Source organism: Novipirellula methanifontis (assembly GCF_052161655.1).
Taxonomy (GTDB): domain Bacteria; phylum Planctomycetota; class Planctomycetia; order Pirellulales; family Pirellulaceae; genus Novipirellula.
This window is the reverse complement of the sequence record NZ_CP197418.1, coordinates 8,076,482-8,097,875: the sequence shown is the minus strand read 5'-3', so window position 1 is coordinate 8,097,875 and position 21,394 is coordinate 8,076,482. Positions and strand designations below refer to the sequence as shown.

The window sequence follows — 21,394 nt, the reverse complement described above, 5'->3', positions numbered from 1 at the left end:
GCGGTATGTTGATATCGCCGCAATCACAGCCCCGATTCTCGCTGCGAATCACAGCATTTGTTGCCGAATTGCTCTCTACGTGAAGCTAGGATCGTTATCGCGACCGTAGACGGCAAGCACCGATTCAAACGTCTCGGCCTTGATTTTGAACTCAGGCTGCGAGTCGGTGTAGTGATTGCAGTGGTCGACCAAAACGCGATAGAGGAATCGGAACAGGTGCCGTGGTACCCGCAACGACTGGAACGCGGAAAGCATTCGTTGGTAGCTGACGTCGTCCTCGAACAGGTCTTTTGGCTCGGGATTTTGGTTGTCTCCTGCACAAGCCATCATCCGGGCACGAGCGAGATCGTACAACGCTTCGCCAGTCCACTGGAATGCGGGGATCACATTCTGCTTGTCCAGTCTTGCTCGCTCGTGAAATTCGCGAGTCTCGCGTTCGATTTCTCGATGCAATTCTTGAGGCAGCATCATTTTGAATCCCATGCCAGGATGCTTTAGCAGTTTGTTGTCGAGCAATGGCCAGACAAAACGCTGCATCAGCTCGGGCTTTCCACCCGTCATGTGGGGTTCGTCAACACGATCCATCAGGACAATGATCCCGGTGTACCCCAGCTTTCTTAGGATCCCTTGGAACTTATGTAGCAATTCGTAGCGATCATCGGTGCGATCGTAGCGGGGCAATGGCTGGCTGGCCAATTCCGACTTAGGAATGCTTTGCAGCACCTTGCGCATCGAGGCGGTTTCGCGTTTGCCAACCCGCATATGTTTGTGCATTCCGAGTGCTGCGAATTGGCATTTGATGACACGGATCCAGTGCGGAATCCATCCGATGACTAGCAGCAGCGGCAATAGCCACAACGCGGTCAAATCACGGCCACCCTCTTCGAGCACAGTCGGTGGAAACAACCAAGCGACAAAAATGACGGCAAGGATCGACCAAACAATCGCGGCAAAAAGTGTCGTTTTTGACGACAAATTACCAAAGCGAAGATGTTTTCGCAGCGAATTCCAACGCGACATGAACGTTGAGTCGGTTGATTGGTCGTAACACGCCGCCAATAGCAACAAATCACGGGCCGAAGTTCGATCCAACGAACGGATCGAAGCATCATCAATCGCGTCCGCCTTGCCGGTTGAGTTGACGCCAAGCATGCGGTCCACCAAATCGGTCACCCCAATGCAAAGGATCGAGTCAACGTGGTCCCACAAACGCCAAGCATCGAGCACCTTTTCGGGTTTCTTGTTGACGCGTCGACTTAGCCGTTCGCTGAAGTGATCCAAGAACGGGTTAAAGTCGTCGTAGTGAATGACGTAGACCCGTCGCTCGGGATTCTCGTTGTTGTAACGTCCCAGATGGCGGTCAATTTGCAACCGCATCGCGGTCTTTCCCGATCCTTTGGGACCAAAGATGATCGAGGTCGATGGATCGCTCGGGTCACCGTAAACTTTGTCCCAGATCGGATGGTAGGCATTGCTGATGCAATGTTCTTTAAAGACAGGGTCGGTTTGAGCATCTTCCTCCGCAAACGGGTTACGGAGGATGCCATGATGTTCAAGGAAACTTTGGATGTTCATCGCGGGATGCTTACAAAAAGGCCTGTGTTCAATACCGCTTGGAACGTGCGGTTTATTTCTGTTGGTCGCTACGCTCGCCAGAGTGTGGATTTCCGCCGTCTGGCGACGGCAGCTACGTCGAAATCCTTACTTATCAATGCTCTTGATCATCTCAACAAACGCGTCGCGATTTTCATTCACAACTTCAGCGGGTCCGACCATTTTGACAAAGTACTTGCGACCTTCGGGATGGACAATGATCGCGCCGGCCATCGCATAGTTTTCTCGCTCGACCGTTTTGCCACCAAAGAAAGGCCCGCCGCCCATCCGTTCTTGGAACTTTCCGCTGACGTCGACGATGTGGACGTTCCACTTGCCAACTTTCATCTCTTTGGATTTCTGTGCCTCAGCATCCCCACCACTGAATTGGCCCTTCCAACGGCTGATATTGGCTTGAACATCGCCGCCGGCAGCCATGAACGTGACCCGGGCGGTCGCTGCGTCGTCCTTGGCCGACTTTGCCACAAATTCGTGCTCGACAATGCCTGATTGAGGCTTGGTTGCCTTGAATTGAGCGGGAACCTTCAAGTCGGCCTCGCCAAACACGCTGACAGTCTTCGCTTCTTCTTTGGCTGCTGTGTCCGCTTCATCCGCGGCAAATGAACTTGTCGCAACCACGCTGAAAAGCATGGCAAGGCAAAGGGCGTCCAGTCGTGGCGCAATCGTCATCGTTTTGGCTCCTAAGGAGGTTTTTGGTGAGTCAAGGTTTTAGCGTGTCGTCGAAATTGATGACCGTCGCCAAAGCGTTTTGGAAGGATTCGCCTCAGCGTCAGTTAACCGATACTGTAGTACATCAATCCATCAGCGGGTATCGGTCCCGCAGTATCCATGCATCCCAGTGGCAAAGCAACATAATATCACCCAACGCCGTGGCAAATCTCATTCCAGAACGCACGGATATACAATGCCCGTCTCTGTTTGGCCAGTCTCTGTTTGAGACGGAACGTGACGCTGCAATCGTGAGAACGAGTCACTAACGTCCCGCGACCGCAAGTAATGCAGCAACTAACCCAATGGCGACAAGAGAGAGCACTGTGATTGTCACGGCCCGCTGCAAAAATCGCTTTCGTTTGATCGCACCAATCTGGCGGTTTCCGTGTACTTCAGTCGTGGTCGTCGCAGCGCCACCCGAGTAGTTGTCGATCGGGGCTGAGTTCTGCGGACGCGCGGCGCCCGAGTCTCCAAAAACAAGGTTCAGCTCAGGTCCACCGCGTGCGGATTCGCTGCGACCGGACAATTCGGGCAGCACCTCGATCGCTTCGCGCCACTCAGCCCAACCATCTCGCCATACAAGTGCGGTGGCTGCAACGCGTCCCTCGGTTATCCACTCTCGAAACACCTCTTCATTGGCGGGGCCATATTGCCCACCGCTAGGCGGCCGGACGTACCACGTCGACTCGCCGTCAAAAAGCGCGCTGGACGACTTCGATCGTTCCGTAGCCGGCGAAGGGGGAGCAACCGAGACATCCGCATCGATATCATCGCCCGAGGAATCCGCATGACCCGAGGAATCCGCGTGTGCAGTATTCGAGTCATTCTGCTGGGGTTTGGCTTGAGGCTGCGGAGCTCCAGCCCGAGATTCGGCGGCGGTCGGTGCAGCTTGCGATTGCACAGGTGACGATTTGGGCGAGTCTTGCAAGGGAATGCGAAACCGTGCCGAACAGGCAGGGCATACACCACGCTTGCCTGCGAGTTGACTTTTGATATTCAGCTGCTTGTCACAAACATGGCAGGCGAACCGGATGCCCATGTCAATTACGGCCTTGCAAGACTAGATGGAAACGAATCACACACAGCAAATTGCCGTTGGGGCTCTATCATAATCAATCCAGCAAGCCGCGTGGCTTTTAGCGACCAACCCCCCTATAGAAAAACTCAGCTGCTTTTGCATCCGGAGGGTCCCAGAGGGTCTACGTCCAATTATGCCCGCCACGAACATGTGCGCCACGAACAGGTCGGATCCATTAAGGATGAATCATCCACCAAACGCGATGCAAGATAAGCGGTTCGGCGGTTTTTTCGGTGACCATCTTGTCCACCACTTCAGTGACTGATTTTGGAACCTGTTGCATAGGGACGAGATAAGCAAGGTGGTTTACCTTTTGGTCCAAATCGTCGATCAAGGTCAACCATTGAACTGGAGGACCAGCTGCATTGGCAGGAAACTGCTCAATGGTAACGTTCGCCTTTGCAGGGGCTTTCGTATCGGAGTTTTTGGGTTTCGCATTCGAATTCGATGCATCGAGCGTTTGCGCTAAGAGCATTGTCTCTTTGCGAATCGCATCCAGGCTGATGCCAACCGATTGATTTGCAAAGCGAACTCGCTTGCCTACGGGCAACGATGCGTGCTGTGGTGCGGTCGCCGCGAACGCACCCACCAACATGTTTCCATGATCGATTTCGGCTTGGCTTGCCATCGCAATCTGGTCGGCTCGAAGGGGCAGCGGAACCGAACGACGCGTGGATGGCGTCGAGACGACTAACGCTAAAGTTCGTGCGATATTGAAACGCGAATCAATCAAATCGTCCACCAAGCGTCGCTCGAGCGAACCGAGCGATTCGGTATGCGGAGGCGTTGATAAATCGACAACCGAACCTCGTAGTGGACGTCCGTGAATCATTCGCCACATCGAGTTCACGACCCCACGGGCAAGTTCGCGAGACCCAACAACGCGTTGTGACCACTGTTTTAGATCCATCGCTGCGGTGTTGCCGCTGCCCGCAATCCAGCCCGCTGGAACCCCTGCTTCGACAACTTTTTGCAGTCCGTCGAGTGTCTCGAAGAAAACGAGATCATCCTTAGTGCGATCCGCTGTAATCGAAACCACTTTCTTGTTCTTGCGTGTCACGCTCCGTTCCAAAAGTCCCGTGAACGCCCAGTATTCACTTTGGGTGCCACGGCTATCAATGATCGAGTCGTGACATTTGATGCATCGCACGTCCACATTCATGGTCAATGTTGCAAGACGACGAGCCAATGGATGAACGCCGTCGTCAGCATTTGCTGAATACCAACGCAGCGAATTTTCGCTATCGCCACTGATCCAAGCCGCCAGCGTCTCGTCAAACGGTTGGTTTGACTCAAAGCAACTCGCCAGCTCTTTCACCAGCAATGATTGATTTTCAGGATCGAGTTTTTTGAATCCACCCTCGGTGACAACGGTCATAAACTGAGACGCCGCGCCTCTCGCAATCTCGGGATCGGAAAGGAATCGTTCAAACGATTCGGCTGATTCAATCGCGCTTTCGGGAACCGTGATCTCTAAAACACTCGACAACCGCTGAGTGATCTCTGCCACTTCCGCTTCCTGCGCCGCTTGAATGCCAATCGAGGACCAATAGTCGTGCAAATTGGTGTCGATTTGCTTGGCGACAAGCGTTACGGCCTTCAGCTTCTCTGGTGCCATCGTCGGCACCTTGATCCGAGGCGGTGCGTCGATTTTTGGCTCGTTCACATCCGAAAGCGATTTTACATCCGGAAGTGAAGGTTCCGACGATGACTCCATCGCTAACGGGATGCCTTTCAGCGGTTTTCGCTCGGCTGACTTTGACGCGTCATTCGGATCCGGCACCGTTGTCGGATTGCCCGATGCGTTGTTTGGCGAGTTGTCTCGGTTGGGCGTCACGGGGGTGACTTGAGCAATTTCTAGTGGTCGAGGCGTCTGAGTTGGCTCGATCGTCGTTATATGGGTGTTCTGCGGATCGCTAGCAGCAAGTTCAAAAGCTTTCCGTTTGCCATTTGGGTTGGTCGAATCGCGTCCAACCCAAACGAATACTAAAACCGCAGCAGCAATCGCAGCGATCGCGATCGCAAATTTCCAAACGCCATGGGTTGAAGGCTTGTCCATCACGACACTGCGACGACTTGCCGCAACCTCGACACCAGAATCGCGTGATGCCGTGGCGGCATCCGCTCGCGAATCGTTGACAACCGAGATTTCGCTCCATTGCGCCAAGATCTGCTTGGACAAATCGGGAGCGGGTTGGCCGTGTAACTCGGCCAAAAACGCGTCAATCGCCAGTTCGTCGTTAGGGGAAATTTTTCGATTCATCTTATATTTTCGTGGCTTGCAGCTTTTCCTCGACACAATCTCGGAGTTGTTGCTTTGCTCGCTGCATCAAATTCCGTGCACCATGATCGGAAATTCCTAGCGCCGCTCCGATCTCCACACGGCTGATGTCATCTCTAAAACGCATTTGCAGTGCCAATTGTGCTCGCTCAGTTAGCAATTCCATGCAATTTCTTAGTGCATCGACGGCAATATCGCCAGTCAAATCCTTGCCCGCCCAGCGATTCCAGATCTCATCCAGTACCGCCGGCTCGGCAACGGTCTGAACACGACCATGTTTGCGGTGCCGCGAGACCAGCAGATTGTAGGCTGTACGGCGCAGATAGCCTGACGTCGCGGCGTCATTGTGTTGCGTAAAATTTCCTTGTCGCAACACACGCAAAAACGTTTCCTGAGTCAGATCGTCCGCAGTGGCACTATCGCACCCGAGCATCCGCAGATACCGCCAAACCCCACGTTGGTGACGTTCGATCAGTTCGGCGGGAGTCAGGTCAACGTGGGGATCACAGACGCTCGAGCCAGTGATGGAGCTACGAAGACCTCCCTCCGCATGATCAGGATGACTTTCATCCACTGCAGAGAGGCTGGGTTTACGTTGCGATCCATCCGACTTTGGCACTGCATTAATTACACGAGTTCGCGAATGATCTTACCGCCACCAGCGATCTTCATCGGTCGACCGTTCTTACTAGTAAAGGTTTTTTCGGTCGAAATTCCTAGTCCTTTGACCACCGTCGTCATCAGGTCTTCGGAACTGTACGGTTCTGTTTCCACAGCCGACCCGTCGCTGCTGGTCGCGCCAACCGCCAAGCCGCCCTTGATGTCGGCCCCACCAACCACGCAAGACCATGCCCGCGCGAAGTGGTCGCGACCCGCTCCGGCGTTGATGTTGGGAGTACGTCCAAATTCACCCATCCACATTACCACAGTATCCTGCAGCAATCCACGCTGCTCCAGATCTTCGACTAGTGCGCTCATCGCTTTATCGAGAATCGGCAGCTTGTTGTCTTTCAGCGTGGCGTGAATATCACCGTGGTTATCCCAGCCGCCCAAGTCAACCTCGATAAACGGCACGCCGGCTTCGACCAATCGACGAGCCAGCAAACAGCCTTGTCCAAATCCGTTGGTGCCGTATCGTTCCTTCACTTCGTCGGGTTCTTCGGCGACCTTGAACGCCTTCATTTGGTCGCTGGTCATCAAGTCAAACGTCTTTTTAAGGACTTTTGCGTGCTCGCTAGCCGGCAGATCACGCGTTCGCTTGGCAAAATCTTGCTCGATCATGTTCAGAGCCGCCATCCGCTGCATCAAGCGAGAGTTTTCCATGCTCATCTCAAGATTGCGAATGCGGCCGTTGCTGGTCACCGAAAAGGGAGACCATGCCATGCCGAGGAAGCCTGGGCCGGTGCTTGCACCACCGATGGATACAAACGGAGGAATCTCCAATTCAGGACGCTGGTCAATCAGTTCGTGCGACAGCACCGAACCGTAGCTCGGGTGTTCGATGTTGGGGTTGGGAACATAGCCGGTATGCATGTAGTAGCGACCGCGATTGTGATCCGCTTCGCGAGTGGACATGCTGCGAACGATTGACATGTGCTTCATCTGCTGAGCCATCAATGGCATATGCTCACAGATTTGCATGTCGCCGGTCGTTGAGATTGGGCGAAATGGGCCACCGTTACTTGAGCCTGGTTTAAGATCCCAAATGTCAATCGTCGAAGGACCGCCACCCATCCATAGCATGATCGCCGAACGTCGTTTCTTTTTCAGTTCGTCGCTGTTCGCATAAATCGAACTGCCCATCGTGAACGATGCCGCAGCAGCGGCGGACGAGCCCGCAAGGTGGCTCATGAAGTGACGCCGAGTCATCCCCGTAGGGGTGTGCCATTGATTAATCATCTCAAACGTGCCTTTTCAATTGCCTTAAAACGAAGCTGAAAGCTTTCAGGTTGGGGATACCGCAGTGGATGGTCGCATTTCGATGTCGCAGGACGTCGCCAGATGGCGGGAATCCACACTCTCGCGAGCGTAATGACGACAGTAACAAACTGCTGGATTCTTAGTGCTGCATGATGAATTCGTTGGTGTTCAAAATCACCCACCACATGTCTTGTAACATCTCTTTTTCGTTTCCTTTGCGGGCGACCATCAATTTTCCAGCGATCATCATTTCATCTTTGCTGGGGCGACGCGCAACGCCCGCCATAAACAAGTCGGTCAACCGATCGCGGGGAGAACGCCCGCTTTGGGAAAGCCGGTCCAGAAAACTGCCCGGTTTAGTACTCGTTGCATTTTTGACTAAATCACCGTTGAACAACATCAACGCTTGAGGAATCGAGCCATTGAACGTGGTCGCTTCGTCCCCTTCATCGGTTCCGAACGCGACAACGAATTGCTCCATCCATTGGCGACGTTGACGCTCTTGTTCTTCGTAGCTGCCACCACCCCCTGCGTTGGTCGAGCTGACCAGCGATTGGTAAAGTTGTTCAGCACTCATTTGGCGAAGATAGAAACGCGAAAATTTTGGCATCTCGCCAATCGTAGGATCGTCGATTTCATTCGTCGGACCCAGCAACGCTTTCAAGTTGTAAGGGCGACTAAGCGTAATCCATGTGATCAGTTGCTTTGTGTCGTAGCTGCTTTTGCGGAACTCTTTTCCAAGGTCCTCGAGCAGTGCTGGATGCGACGCTGGGTTGTGCGGTCCTAAATCATCAACCGGCTTGGTGAAACCAAATCCCATGAAGTGGGACCAAATTCGATTGACCGCCATCTTGTCCAGGAATTCGCTCTCGAGCATCAAGCGACCGAGTTCCTTGCGGCGATTGACCTCGCTCACATATCCGCTCTTCTCAATCTCTGTACCATCGGTGAACACCGGATAGGCAACTTTGGTCAAGCCATTGCGTAGCTCGTAAAACACCAAGGCGTCATTGGGGTCACCCCCTTCGCCGCCAAAGTCTTCGCTGACCAATTCAGCATGGTCGATGTCTCTTGTGCCGCTAACAAACCGTCGCAGTGAGCGGGATTGGCGGAAAAACGAATTGAACTCCCAGAATTTTTGCTGCTTCCACTGGTTAAACGGATGGTTGTGACACTGGGTGCATTGAACTTGTTGGCCCAGAAAAATACGTGACGTACTGCTGGTCGCCAAAACACCGTTATCGTCGTTGACCTTGTCGACCAGGAAGTTGACCGCACCGTTGAATTTATCCGTGCCTGGTTTGGTTGACCCTTCGGCAGTGACAAGTTCATAGACCATCGTGTTGTAGGGTTTGTTCATCGCGAACGCGTCGCGAAGATACTTTTGCATGCCATCGCGACTGGTCATCGAGCGTCGATCGGTTCCACCGGAGCGACCGATCAAGACGTTTGTCCAAATCGTTCCCCAGTGGTTTGCGTACTCTTCGGTGTACTTGTCGTCGTACAGTAATTGGTCAACTAGCTTCGCTCGTTTGTCGCTTCCTTTGCTATCCAAAAACGACTGCAGTTCTTCGAGAGTTGGGATCCGGCCAATCACATCCAAGTAAACGCGGCGACACCAAGTGGCATCATCGACCTCGGGCGCGGGGCGGATTTCGTAATCACGCCAGCCCTGCTCGATCGTATCGTTGATCAAGGCGACTTGGCTTGGCACTGTGTTCGCTGCGGATGCGGCGCTAGCCGTCACAAACACCATGCCCATCGTTATGGTGATCACGACCATGCCGATCGACATCGTTTTTCTGAAGAGTTGCTTCATTTCTGGCTTCATTGCAGCATTTCCGGCAAACGTAGGGAGTTGCAGTCGCCACCGCTGGTCATCCAACTACAGCTCATCTCGCCTGCCTCGAATTGGGGGGCGCTCGTCATTTTGCGCCTCGCCGATTCCAATTCTCCCAGTAGGGGGTTCAATCGGAGGGAGACAGAAATTGGCGGAGATGATTCTTAGCTCGCGGTCGCTTCGGACAAGCGATCGCGACGATGTATTGCATTTCCAGGGTGGCAATGTTGTAACGTCGAGTCGTGCAAGATGTACTCGCACGCTCGGGCTCAACCCCTATTCTATTAGCGAAAATAGCGTCTCACAAAGATTGAAACGGCTTGAGACCGGCTGGAGACGAAAAAAGAGGCGATTTCTAACGAAATTGCAGGCTGAGGCGTCGTCGCGTTTGGCGAGTCGGCACGATGACGTTCACAATTGAGTGTGATTTAGCCAATCCCGAGTGTCGCTGCCGTGAAACTCAGGCATGTTTAATTGCGGCATTTCACCGCGAAAACCAGCTACAGCCCACTCCGAAATCATGGGCCGAGCGGTCGGAATTGCTTTCGCTGTATCGCTCCGCCGTGTTTTCGGCGAAGCGTTACGCGAAATTTCCCATCAAGAGAATTCAGATTCGACTAGATTCCAAGTCGCCCCATCCGTTTCCGATTGCCACAGATTGGGGAGCGGTTCCCCGCTGAGCAGATTTTGGATGATCGACGCCATCGGATCTGGAGCCACGATCGCCACGATTTCATCGCGGCTCTTCTTGGCGGCTCTGCGAACGGCCTTGACCACGCGTGCCCGGGCTTCGCGGATCGTTTCTCCGCCCGGAGGACAGAGGTCGTCTGGCGATTCAAGTCCGGTGCGGTAGACGCGAGGCTGGTTGCGTCGCACCTCTTCGATCAATTTGCCGTGCCACAATCCGTGGTCAATGTTTCGAAATACATCGATTACTTTGACTCGAATGTCACGTCCCTTGGCCAAACGAGCTGCTGTTTCGCGAGCCGATTCGCAAGGAGACGTGTAGATCGTTTTGAAATGCACGTCCGCTAATTCCGCAGCGAGCAAGTTGGCTTGCACCATCCCGCGGTCACTCATCGGCATGTCCAGCGAACCCTTGATCCGCTGCTCGTCATCAAATTTCGTGGCACCTGGGCGAATGACAAGCACTCGCGACATGACCGGTATTCGAAGCGTAATCATGTTCCCGCTCCTTTTTGTTTGTCGGCGGCTGCGATCGACGCATCTAATTCGGCAATCGCCGTTCCATAATCGTCAGCGCGAAAAATCCCTGAGCCCACCACAAACAAGTCACAGCCCGCTGCTCGAGCTTGACCAATCGTGTCGGTGTTGATGCCGCCATCGATTTCCAGCAACAAGTCAGGGTGACTCTCTCGCAACAGTTTCAGTTTGTCGAGTGCAGCGGGATTGAACGACTGGCCGCCAAAACCTGCGTTCACACTCATCACCAAAACCATATCGACGTCGTCAAGACACGGCTCGAGGTCGCGAATCGAAGTGTCCGGGTTTAAGGCCACGCCGACGCCGACTCCTAATTTCTTGATCTCACGGGCGGTGTAGGCAGCGTCTTGGACCGCTTCGACATGAAACGTCAGCATATCGGCACCAGCCTCAACCATCGGCTTGGCGTACTTTAGCGGGTCGCTGATCATCAAGTGGACATCAAGCGGCATTTCCGTGTGACGACGCAAACCCTCGACAATTGGCATGCCGTAGGTCAGGTTCGGGACAAATTGCCCGTCCATCACATCCAAGTGCAATACTTTCGTCCCCGCGTCCGCCAATTTTGCTACCTCGGTGCGTAAATCACCAAAATCGCAAATCAGCAGGCTCGGCAATACAGCCGGCGCCGCGTCTCGGATCATATCGAGCTTCGCTCGGGTCATACAGGTTTCTCACAAGCGTGTCAGGATTCGACATCGCCCAACATTGGCGATCCATTTCGTGCCAATGAATTCGCGGTCGTCGCGACATCGGCATCGGGGATGACCGCTCGTCCAAAAGATCGGAGGAGCAGCCAAGTCGAATTGATCGCAACAGGTTGATCGCGAGCACCGCGACTTGTCAATTCACTCAATCTTCACGAATCCACCCAAACGGCGGGGGCGTGGCAAAGTCCGGGCCCTGATTCGCGTAAAATATCGAGGAGTGAAAGCTGTAGTGGTTTTCAATCTTCCCTTAAAACTTTCGGGAAATCATTTTTTGATCCGATTCAGACCATCGATACATGCTTTTCCAGAGCCTCAGGGGGCACAGGTCCGATGGAATGCTAGCAGCAACTTCCTCCATGCCGCCGTGGTTCAGCAAGGATTGCTAGTGCGAAAACGTCGTGAATTGCCGTGCTAATCGTCTTTTTGGCCGGCTGTGGATTGACTCGGTTGGCCGAGGGAACCGGCGAGTGCCGCCGATGATTGGCAGCGGGAAAACACGTTTCATCGTAAAAACAGGCTCATTTTCACGCCGGAACTCGCAGCCTCGGATTTCGATCGAGCCACGCGGGAATTCGGTGGCAATTCAGATGGCGATCCCAAAAGACGATTGGCTAGATCATTTTTGCAATTGATGTAGCTGCGTTCGCTAGACGGTAAGCCACTTTCTGGCGAACGCAACCGCGGCTTGAATACCACTGCAGAGTGCATTTCGCACTAAGCCGAGCTCACTGCTGTGATGACATTTTCGGGGTTCAGCAAGTAATCGTTGGTGTCTTGTTCGTTAGCCCAGACTTCCATTTCAGTGCTCTGGGCGTCGCCGCGAAGAGTCGCAAAAGCGACGTCGGCGGCATCGCGGCCGGTGCCGATGCGAACCAAGCCACCAACGGGGGCAAGTCTTGTTGCGTCGAACAAAAACCACTCTCCGCTGAGGTAAGCTTCAAAGAATCCGTGGAAGTCTGGCGGTTGCAAATTGACGGCGTACCCGGAAACGTAGCGAGCCGGGATGCCCATCGCACGACAGAGACTGATGGCCACGTGGGCATAGTCGCGGCAAACACCGGTTCTCTGTAACAAGACATCGCACGCAGTGGTCGTCGGGCCGGTGCTGCCAGGCGTGTAGGTCAAATGATCATAGGTCCAGTTGCAGATGGCGGTCACTCGAGAGTAACCGGGAACCAAATCACCGAACTCTTCCCCAGCAAAACGAAACAACTTGTCGGACTCGCAGTAGCGACTCGGATTCAGGTAACTCAGCACGTCTGCGGGAAGATTCTCGTAGTCGACCTCGCACAAGTTAGTCGAGTCGACTTCATTCGCACGGAGTTCCACCGTGGCCTGATACTGAATCGTAAGTTCACCGGGGTCAGCCGTCATACGCAGCAAGCGATTGCCGAGCGGTCCGACGGCACACTCTTCCATTTTGTGAAAGGGGAAGACTTCGATCGACTCTTTCGTTATCAACTGATGCTCGTTCTGAGCAACGGAGACATTCAGCAGAAAAGTAGTCGGCGAATTGACGGTGTACTTGATATGGCTGCCAACGAGAATCTGGTTCATTTTCAATTCACTACTTGAGGAGTGGGGGAAAGGTTTTTGCTACGCAATGAGTGTACGTACGCTAGTTTGTCTAAAACGGCGGGTGGTATGCGTTCGGGCAACAACGGCATCAGTCCCAGGTCAAAGTTGTATTCGTTCACTTCGACGACGATTTCCAGGACCGACAAAACGAGTTCCTCCGCGTCCGCGTCCGGCGACAGATTTAATTCGCTGCGACCTAATTCAATGGCGGTGGTCGCGATTGCGATGATGTCGAGGTAGGCGTTAACTGTTTCTGCGAAGTCTTCCCACGGATGCATCGAAGCGTAGGCGCTGACATAGCTGCTCGCCCAGTTCGATGGCGGTCCTTGGTCATAGTGCCGTTTCATCGCTTCGCTATAGTCAATTGCAATAGGATCACCAAATAGTTGCTGGTATTTCTCAGGTGCTACACGTGATGCCCACGACCAGTCGATGTAGTGCCCTATCTCATGTCGCATGTGACCGATGAGTGTGCGGTGAGGTTCGCCCAATTCAACACGAAGCCGCTCGCGATGGACACTGTCCGCTTCCGCTAAGTTGATCGTGATGAGACCGTTCTCATGTCCGGTCGTGACATTGTTTGTTTGTCCTTGAGCATCGACCGAGTTTTCGAGAAACTCGAAGCTAAGGGGATGCGATTGCTGCACACCGTCGATGAATGGCGGTAAATTGAGTTCTTCGAGTTGTAACAGCAATCGACGCTTTGCGGATTCCATCGTAGCCCAACGACGAACGCTCTCAGATTGACTCAGAGGTGGAGTCACGCTCGTGAATTGGCAAAAGCGGCAAAGTGTGTTCGCCAATTCGTTAAACGAATGACAAATGCCATGGGATTGGTTGGTGCAGGCATGCACCACGGTTCCGCATGAATCGCATATCCAGGACGGTTTTCCGTCTGAAAAACTTGTTAGTGAACCGCATGGAATGCAACGGCCAAGCGGCGCATGGCACCTAAGGCAACCATGGTTGTTGAAGAAAATACGACTGCCACAGCGACATTTGCCTGTTTTCACGAACGCACCGCTCCGGAATCGGTAGCTATTTCGCCGAGCAGTTGGCTGATCTGCGAAAACAGCACTTCAAAATCAATCGGCTTGGGATGGAAGGCGTCGCAACCCGCAGCAATGGCCCGCGATTCATCATCCGGCAAAGCGTGAGCGGTCAGTGCGATGACCGGGATACGGTTCTCAACGTCCGCAGCACGAATTTGCATGGTCGCTTCCAACCCGTCGAGTTCGGGCATATTGACATCCATCAAGATCAACGACGGGGCTGCCTGAGCGGTCGCGAGGACGGCTTCAAGTCCGTTCTTGGCGGTCACGACGGCGTAACCACGCTTTTGCAAATGCTTGGTCATCATGTCGCGGATGTCGTCGTGATCATCGACAAGCAGAATGGTAGTCATGTTTGTTCACTTAGCTGGAATCAGTCAACTGGATTCAAGTTGTGACTTCAGCAACGGGTTCAGGTTGTGTAGGTAGCGATGCAGCCGAAGGGGCATGTCGCTTCAAAATGGAATCAATCTTCGCCTGCGTTTGCGAGTACGATGTGGTCACGCTGGTCGCACCAGCTTTGCGAAACTTGACAAACAGCTTGTCGAAGTTCTTGAACTTACCGAGACACGAGATCACGATTTGCCCGGTGTACCCTCCACCACGAATCGACTTGCAAAGGTAACGGGCCTGCACAAACCCACCTTTGGGTAGAACGACGATCACGACGACTGCCGGATCGTTGGCAACGATTCGTCGCCCTACTTCTTGTGGCAGTGTGTCCTCATCGATGCTAATGAGTTGGTACCTTCCGTCACTACCAATGCGAAGCAAATTTAGAACCAAAGATTCACTGAAGTGATGCGACGTGCATCCGATGACGATCGGCAGTTCCGCTGACACGTCTGCGTCGGACGATTCGTGATTGGTTTCTTGTTTGAGCCCGTCTATCAAACCACCCGCCATTGCGAATAATCGACTCGCGTCAGCACCGCTGAGGTGGTCGGCGTCGTGATCGAAGCGGATGCGTTTGAGCGCCGGGACGATCACTTCGTCACACGCGGCGTTGTAGTCCATTTCGTCGACATGCTGACTCAGCATTTCGCCGGCTCGATGCTGATCGCCGGCAAGCATTCGTTGGTAGAACCGCATCGATGGCCGTACTTCGACTTCCTCTCCAAGTAACGTCGAAAGAATTTTGAAACGCGGGACATAGCGACCAAGTACCACGAGGCAAACGGTCAACGGAGTCGACAGAAGCAAACCAACGGGGCCCCACAGCCAGCCCCAGAACACCGCCGCAACGATCACCGCGACAGCAGAGATGCCGGTGCTTGCACCGTAGAGCCAAGGTTCCAGGACGTTATTGCTGAGTAGTTCCATTATCACGATCAAGGCCAGCACCGCGATGAAAACGCCGTAGCCTGGAAAGACCGATAGCGCGATCGCAAGTGGAAAGATCGCTGCGGCGGTGGGGCCAAGATAGGGCACGAATCGCAAACAGGTTGCCAGCACACCCCACAGGATTGCATTGGGGAAAATTCCATCTTCGGTCATCGTCACCCCGATAATGGCGAGGCCCACGCTTAGCACAAAACCGTACGACGTATTGACGATCGTCTGAGCGATCAAATAGCGACTAATTCGGCCTGCGGCTTCGTCGAGCGCTTCGGTGGTTGTGACGTAGTTACCGTGACTGACCACAGCGATAATGCGATCACGTAAATCTTCGCGGTGGATCAGCATAAACAGGGCAAACACGCTGACTAGGCCCGCGGTGGCAAGTGGTCCCAGCACGGTACCGGCGGTTGTCGCCCAAGATGCCAGCGGCAAATCGTCTTGAACTTCTTTGATGAATAGCGGCGTCTTGGCCGTGGTGCCATCATTAGCAAGCTCGGAACGCGTGCTCGCTGTGGCCGGAAGCAGCTTTTTAGTCCACGACTGGAAAACAGAATCGCTCTCGGGTGGTTCGTCTGGCTGTTCGACCTTGCCGCCTTTCTCCATCGCCTTGGTTACCTCGTCAGCAAGCTTGTCGAGTGAGCCACCGACGCCGCTGGTCAGACCAGCAACGCTTCGGGCCTTCGAGACCAGCTCGTCCTTATGCTGCGGTAGGTCACCGACCAATGTGGTCAATTCGCGACCAACCAGTGTGAAACCACCGGCCAGAAGGACGAACGCAAGGAATGCGGTTGAAACAACGGAAACAACATTCGGAATTCCCAGCCGATGCAGCCGATTGACGACGGGGCTGAGCAGAAACGAGAGCAATAGTCCAAGTGCGAGTGGAATAAAGACGTCACGAGCGAAGAACAACGCCGCGACGGTCAGGATAACCGCAAGCAATTGGGCAACCGCAGAGATGGTTGCGAGTTCGGATTTGGGGTTTGCCATTCAACGGATCACAAAAGAATTTGGAATCCTGAAAGAGGACATCCAGATCCTCTAACTGAACGCAAACACCGTACCATGCAGGCGAGAGTTCATAGCGGAGCGAGACTATGGATTTTCACGCGGCGGCCTTTGTTGCTTTGGCGTAAGACCAAGGACCTCCTATCCCGCTATACCGAGTCTTGTCCTCCAGGTCTGCGCTGCGACTCAGCCAAATTGGTTCTTGGTCTTTAATCCTCGCCCGTATAGTTTGCGTTTGAGTGTCCCAAATATCAGTCGAATGTTGTTTCCGGCCTCGGTTCATCGCCTTGTTTTCCCGCGATCATTGACTTGATGTCAAATGCGGCCGAATGAAGGACCGCCGCATGAATTCAGAGAGACTATTCGTCTGTCCCACATTCGTCTGTCCCACATTCGTCTGTCAAAATTGCGTTGGATCCGTTCATTTCGTGAGAAAGTAACCGGCAACCCGGCAATCTGCCAACATGCTGAAGATACGGGGAATTGATGCTTCGCTTAATAGGAGGGGTTGCAGTCGATAGCACCGGAAACGCTGTGTTTTTACTGGCGGGTTGCCGGTGACACCCGCCGCCGATAATCGGCTGCGGGGAAACGCGTTTCTTCTTACAACCAGACTCGATTTTACGTCCGAACTTGCGACCTCGGATTTCGATTAAGTCACGCAGGAATTCGGTGGCAGTTTAGATGGTGGTCCTGAATCCACGCCACGGCATCGTCGAGCGTTTCGTATTGATCGCGGTGAGTGTATCCCAGTTCCGTTTTTGCACGCGTGCTGTCGTACCAATGGAACATTCGACTCATTTGCACCACGGCGCTGTTCAAGTCGCCTTCTTTGCCAGACACCAGTGAGAATGCGTCTCCTAGTTTCCCTGCGAGCCAAAGTCCGGCAGGGCCCGTTGGCATCAGTGGGGCACGTGAGTTCATTCGCTTGGCGATCTCTTTCCAAAGCTGGAAATAGGTCACGTTATCACCGGACAAGATAAATTGCCGACCATCGTCACCGCCTCGCTCGATCGCCGCGATCGTGCCTTCGGCAACGTCACGCGAGTCGCACAGGCTGCAACCGCCCGAAGGGGCCAACGGTTTCCATGCCCGTCCCACTTCGATCAGCATCCGGCCACTGCTCGGTTTCCAGTCCCAAGGACCCAACATAAATCCAGGGTGCACGATCGCGGCGCGAAGTCCCAATTCGACTTGCGCCAGCACCTCTGCCACCCCAGCCCGCTTGCTTTGCACGTAACTACAAGGAATTTGGTCGTTGGCAGAGGTAATTGGTGTCGATTCGTTCACGATGGCCTCTCGTGAACCAATTGCTAGCGTATCGACTGTGCCGACATGAACCAGTTTGCGATCGTATTTGCGGCACGCTTCTGCGATCACGGCTGTCCCGTCGCGATTGACCTGCATTGATTCATGCAGCCGCGTCCACCCTAAGTGGATCAGTCCGGCGGAGTGAATGACAGCATCACAGTCGGCAACGCCTCGATGGATCGTGTCGGTATCACGAAGGTCGCCGCGTAGGAATTCAATACTTAGCCCCGAAAAAATCTCTCGATTGGGTTCCCCGCGAACCAACGCGACCGTCTGATGCCCAGATGCCTCTAATTGTCGCAGTACCGTGTTGCCTAACAGCCCTGTTCCGCCCGTCACGAATACACGCATATTCAATTCTTCTTATGTCGATAGGGTTCGTGGAGCGAAATTGAGTTCAATAGTGGGCGTGTAAAGCGGTGGGATCGCCAAGTGCTCCGTAATTCCCTTTGCCTCAATCAAGTCAGCCCATTCCTTTTACCTATCGGCAGCAAAGCGGCTGACCTGTAAGGGGTAGTCCGAGGAAATCTGCGGAACCACTTTGGTCACGCCAATGAGCGACTATTTAGCGGGAATCGCCCGGTGGCGTAGGAGTGACAGGCAAATCACAGACCACGAGCGGGTTATTACCTGAAAAACTGCCAGGTTTTGCTGCTGAAAGACACTAGCAAAGCTCGCCAGAGCGTGGAAATCCGCCGCGAGCGCGACGGCAGCTACGCCGGAACTCGCCAGTGATCTTCCGCACATCCTGAGCCTCTGGCGTAGTGCGTTCCCGGACGGAGCTTTGGGACGTGGGTTCCTCGAGACGAGGGTTCCGCGATCGGTTTAGATGACCTTTACCTGGATTTTGCGGCGGTACTCGCCGGGGGTGTCGCCAGTTTCTCGTTTGAAAACGGCGCTTAGGCTTTCTTTGTGGCCGTAGCCAGCCTTGATCGAGATTTGTTCCAAGGTCATGTTGGTTTCATGCAGCAACTGTTTCGCTCGCGCGATTTGCGTTGCCGTGATTTGCTCGTGTGGCGTTCGGCCGAGTTCTTCGCGGAATCGACGTTCGAGTTGACGGCGTGACAGATTGGTCAGTTCCGCAACGTCCGCGACGTTGATTCCACTGCAGGCGTGTTGGCGGATGAATCGACATACCCGCGCCAATTCAATGTCATCCACCGCAACGACTTGCGTCGACATTCGTTCGGAAACCGACGTCGGAGGGACGGATTCAATGTCTTGCGTCGGCGGATTTCCAGACAAGATGTTGTTCATGATTTCTGCCGCACGGTATCCCACTCGCTCCGCATTGGGGCGGACGCTCGAAAGCGTTGGGTCACACAGTAAGCAAATTGCGTCGTCATCATCCACGCCGATAACGCCAAGGTCATCAGGCACGGCGATCTCTAAGGTCTGGCAAGCGTTCAAAACCTGCTGTCCACGAATGTCATTGCAAACGAACAAGCCTGTGGGGCGTTCGAGTTGGTCGAGCCAGTGTGACAGCGGTTTGAAGTCGGTCATTCCGGCAAGTTCGAGGCTGGTGAGCTGACTACTTGGTTTTCCTTCGGACTCGTAGACCGACAGGGGGCATCCCGATTGCTTAACCAAATCTCTAAACGATCGAAGCCGCGCATCGGAGTAGGCTGCGAACCGAAAGCCGCAAAAGGCGAAACGGCGAAATCCTCGATCCCAAAGATGTTGAAACGCCAGTTCTGCGACTCGCTGATCATCGGTTCCGACCTGAGGGACTCCCGAGAATTTTCGGTTGCAGCGAACATCAATAATCGGCACGTTTAGGTTGCGCAGCGGCTCGATCGTGTGAGTGTCCACTCGTGCAATGACGCCATTGATTCGCGAGGATCGCATCCAATCCGGCACCGCTGCATCCAATGTCATCTCTTGATGTAGCAAGGACCAGTCGGCTTGGGTGCGGGCATACAGGGCCACGCCACGCAGCAGTTCTCGACCGTACGCACGCGATGCCTCGACCAGCAAGGCAATTCGAGGACGCGATTTTTGATGCATGGGGTATCTCTCCTACGGCCGGTGTCGCAAACCGCTAATGCGCTGTCGCATTTCATTCTCGACTGCTTTAGGTAATGCAGTAAATTGTATGGAATCACGCCAAATTTGCTGTCAGAATATGTTATTCTAACCTCGCCAGTGACGCTAAGTTTCGCGTCGCGAAAAATTTGTTTTGAAGAGTGTCGACAGAAAGCCACCTACTAGGAAACCCATGACTGAAGTCGAAACGGCGTCCGTGTCGAGTGCTGAGTCGGGCGATTCTCCTTCGCCGCCCGTCGTTCCAAAGCACTATTTGTATCCTTTCATTCTAGTCACCACGCTGTTTGCTTTGTGGGGATTTGCCAACGACATCACCAATCCGTTGGTGCGGGCGTTTAAGGAAATCTTTCTGATCAGTAATGAGCAGAGCAGTTTGGTTCAGTGGGCCTTTTACGGCGGTTACGCCACGATGGCAATTCCGGCTGCCCTCGTGATTCGGAAGGTTTCGTACAAGTCGGGCATTATCATTGGGTTGTTGCTGTATGCGGTTGGAGCGTTGTTGACGATTCCGGCCAGCATGATGGTCAACTTCAATATCTTTCTGGTTGGTTTTTATGTGCTGACGTTTGGCTTGGCATTTTTGGAAACCACCGCGAACCCCTATATCTTATCAATGGGGCCGCGCGAAACCGCAACCCAAAGATTGAATCTCGCACAGGCGTTCAATCCGATCGGTTCGCTGACGGGCATGGTGGTCGCAAGCATATTTATCTTGCCGGGATTACAGGTTGCTGAGTTTCGGGATGCAGAGCAGAAGGCACACCCTGAATACGCGACGATGCTGCCTAGTGAAGTCGACGGATTAATTACCGAGGCGATGGAACGGCATGCCGAGTCCGAACCCGAAGCCCGGCAGGCGATGGTGGCGCACGATCTGGACGTCGTGAAAACACCTTATGTTGTGATTGCCATGATCGTGCTTGCGGTTTTGGTGATGTTCGCTGTTTCCAAGTTGCCCGACACGGGGCATGAAGAGGAGCACATTGAACTGACGACGCTGATGAAAAATCTCTTCACCAACTGGCAATACATTGGCGGCGTGATCGCACAAGCATTTTACGTTGGGGCACAAATTATGTGCTGGACGTTCGTTATTCACTATGGAATGACGTTGGTCGGACTCAGTGCTGCCCAGTCCCAGGCCTACAATATCGTGGCGATGGGGATCTTTCTAGCGAGCCGGTTCATTTGCACATTCATATTGAAGTTCATGCAACCTGGTTTGTTGCTGGGAATATTGGCGATCGGCGGCGGTTTATTAACGGCCGGCGCGATTTTCTTGCAAGGCATTACGGGGCTGTATTGTCTAATCGGTGTTTCAGCTTGTATGTCGCTGATGTTCCCTACAATCTATGGGATCGCGCTGGATGGCCTAACGCCCAACGATGCCAAGTTGGGGTCGGCCGGGTTGATCTTTGCCATCGTAGGTGGCGCGTTTATGCCTCGATATCAAGGAGCAATCATTGATGGCGAAGGAATGACGATTGCCGGCCAGGCTTTGGAGTCAGTGAGAGTTTCGTTCTTCCTGCCGCTGATTTGTTTCGTTGTAATTGCTATCTTTGGTTTTGCTGTTTATGCGTTCGGCGGCAAGCGGCGTGCCGAAACCGCGTAGTGTTCCTGCAAAGTTTCGGATGCCAGGGACAATTAGCTGCGTTCAATACAATTGACATTCATTTTACC

General features: G+C 53.7%; 17 protein-coding genes. 1 reads left to right on the top strand and 16 read right to left on the bottom strand.

Features of this window, described 5'->3' with window-relative positions; genetic code table 11:
• Positions 1-75: 75 nt before the first annotated feature.
• The 16 genes from SH528x_RS28625 to SH528x_RS28550 all read right to left on the bottom strand — a co-directional run bounded on the left by SH528x_RS28625 (position 76) and on the right by SH528x_RS28550 (position 19,675).
• Positions 76-1,575, bottom strand: coding sequence for a hypothetical protein (locus tag SH528x_RS28625; RefSeq protein ID WP_442506852.1), 1,500 nt, complete (start codon positions 1,573-1,575; stop codon positions 76-78).
• A gap of 126 nt (positions 1,576-1,701) precedes the next feature.
• Positions 1,702-2,283: a hypothetical protein gene (locus tag SH528x_RS28620; RefSeq protein ID WP_442506851.1), complete on the bottom strand. Its 582-nt coding sequence runs from the start codon at positions 2,281-2,283 to the stop codon at positions 1,702-1,704.
• 304 nt (positions 2,284-2,587) lie between these two features.
• Positions 2,588-3,364 (bottom strand): GYF domain-containing protein, encoded by a 777-nt coding sequence (locus SH528x_RS28615; protein WP_442506850.1) that lies wholly within the window; start codon positions 3,362-3,364, stop codon positions 2,588-2,590.
• Positions 3,365-3,578: 214 nt separating this feature from the next.
• Entirely contained in the window at positions 3,579-5,666 is a 2,088-nt protein-coding gene (locus SH528x_RS28610) for a hypothetical protein (RefSeq protein WP_442506849.1), read from the bottom strand.
• Between the two features lies 1 nt (position 5,667).
• Positions 5,668-6,303 (bottom strand): RNA polymerase sigma factor, encoded by a 636-nt coding sequence (locus SH528x_RS28605; protein ID WP_442506848.1) that lies wholly within the window; start codon positions 6,301-6,303, stop codon positions 5,668-5,670.
• Between the two features lie 8 nt (positions 6,304-6,311).
• Positions 6,312-7,583, bottom strand: a complete 1,272-nt coding sequence (locus SH528x_RS28600) for a DUF1501 domain-containing protein (RefSeq protein ID WP_442506847.1) — start codon at positions 7,581-7,583, stop codon at positions 6,312-6,314.
• Between the two features lie 160 nt (positions 7,584-7,743).
• A complete protein-coding gene (locus tag SH528x_RS28595) occupies positions 7,744-9,366 on the bottom strand; it encodes a DUF1549 domain-containing protein (RefSeq protein ID WP_442512198.1) in 1,623 nt (540 codons plus the stop codon).
• A 675-nt stretch (positions 9,367-10,041) separates the two neighbouring features.
• The gene (locus SH528x_RS28590; RefSeq protein WP_442506846.1) at positions 10,042-10,629 is read right to left on the bottom strand and encodes a histidine phosphatase family protein; all 588 of its coding nucleotides are present in this window, start codon (positions 10,627-10,629) and stop codon (positions 10,042-10,044) included.
• On the bottom strand, positions 10,626-11,333 hold the full coding sequence (gene rpe, locus SH528x_RS28585) for a ribulose-phosphate 3-epimerase (RefSeq protein ID WP_442506845.1): 708 nt from the start codon (positions 11,331-11,333) through the stop codon (positions 10,626-10,628). The genes SH528x_RS28590 and rpe overlap by 4 nt, the downstream gene beginning before the upstream one ends.
• Before the next feature lie 20 nt (positions 11,334-11,353).
• Complete coding sequence (locus SH528x_RS28580) at positions 11,354-11,524, bottom strand: hypothetical protein (RefSeq protein ID WP_442506844.1); 171 nt, start codon at positions 11,522-11,524, stop codon at positions 11,354-11,356.
• 568 nt (positions 11,525-12,092) lie between these two features.
• Positions 12,093-12,935: a transglutaminase-like domain-containing protein gene (locus SH528x_RS28575; RefSeq protein ID WP_442506843.1), complete on the bottom strand. Its 843-nt coding sequence runs from the start codon at positions 12,933-12,935 to the stop codon at positions 12,093-12,095.
• A gap of 2 nt (positions 12,936-12,937) precedes the next feature.
• Complete coding sequence (locus SH528x_RS28570; protein ID WP_442506842.1) at positions 12,938-13,969, bottom strand: putative zinc-binding metallopeptidase; 1,032 nt, start codon at positions 13,967-13,969, stop codon at positions 12,938-12,940.
• The gene (locus SH528x_RS28565; RefSeq protein ID WP_442506841.1) at positions 13,966-14,361 is read right to left on the bottom strand and encodes a response regulator; all 396 of its coding nucleotides are present in this window, start codon (positions 14,359-14,361) and stop codon (positions 13,966-13,968) included. The genes SH528x_RS28570 and SH528x_RS28565 overlap by 4 nt, the downstream gene beginning before the upstream one ends.
• Before the next feature lie 34 nt (positions 14,362-14,395).
• Complete coding sequence (locus tag SH528x_RS28560) at positions 14,396-16,339, bottom strand: AI-2E family transporter (protein WP_442506840.1); 1,944 nt, start codon at positions 16,337-16,339, stop codon at positions 14,396-14,398.
• A 675-nt stretch (positions 16,340-17,014) separates the two neighbouring features.
• On the bottom strand, positions 17,015-18,019 hold the full coding sequence (locus SH528x_RS28555) for an NAD-dependent epimerase/dehydratase family protein (protein ID WP_442506839.1): 1,005 nt from the start codon (positions 18,017-18,019) through the stop codon (positions 17,015-17,017).
• Positions 18,020-18,493: 474 nt separating this feature from the next.
• Positions 18,494-19,675 (bottom strand): substrate-binding domain-containing protein, encoded by a 1,182-nt coding sequence (locus SH528x_RS28550; RefSeq protein ID WP_442506838.1) that lies wholly within the window; start codon positions 19,673-19,675, stop codon positions 18,494-18,496.
• Between the two features lie 211 nt (positions 19,676-19,886).
• Here SH528x_RS28550 and fucP point away from each other — a divergent pair, with 211 nt between their 5' ends.
• Positions 19,887-21,326 (top strand): L-fucose:H+ symporter permease, encoded by a 1,440-nt coding sequence (gene fucP, locus SH528x_RS28545; protein ID WP_442506837.1) that lies wholly within the window; start codon positions 19,887-19,889, stop codon positions 21,324-21,326.
• Positions 21,327-21,394: the final 68 nt, after the last annotated feature.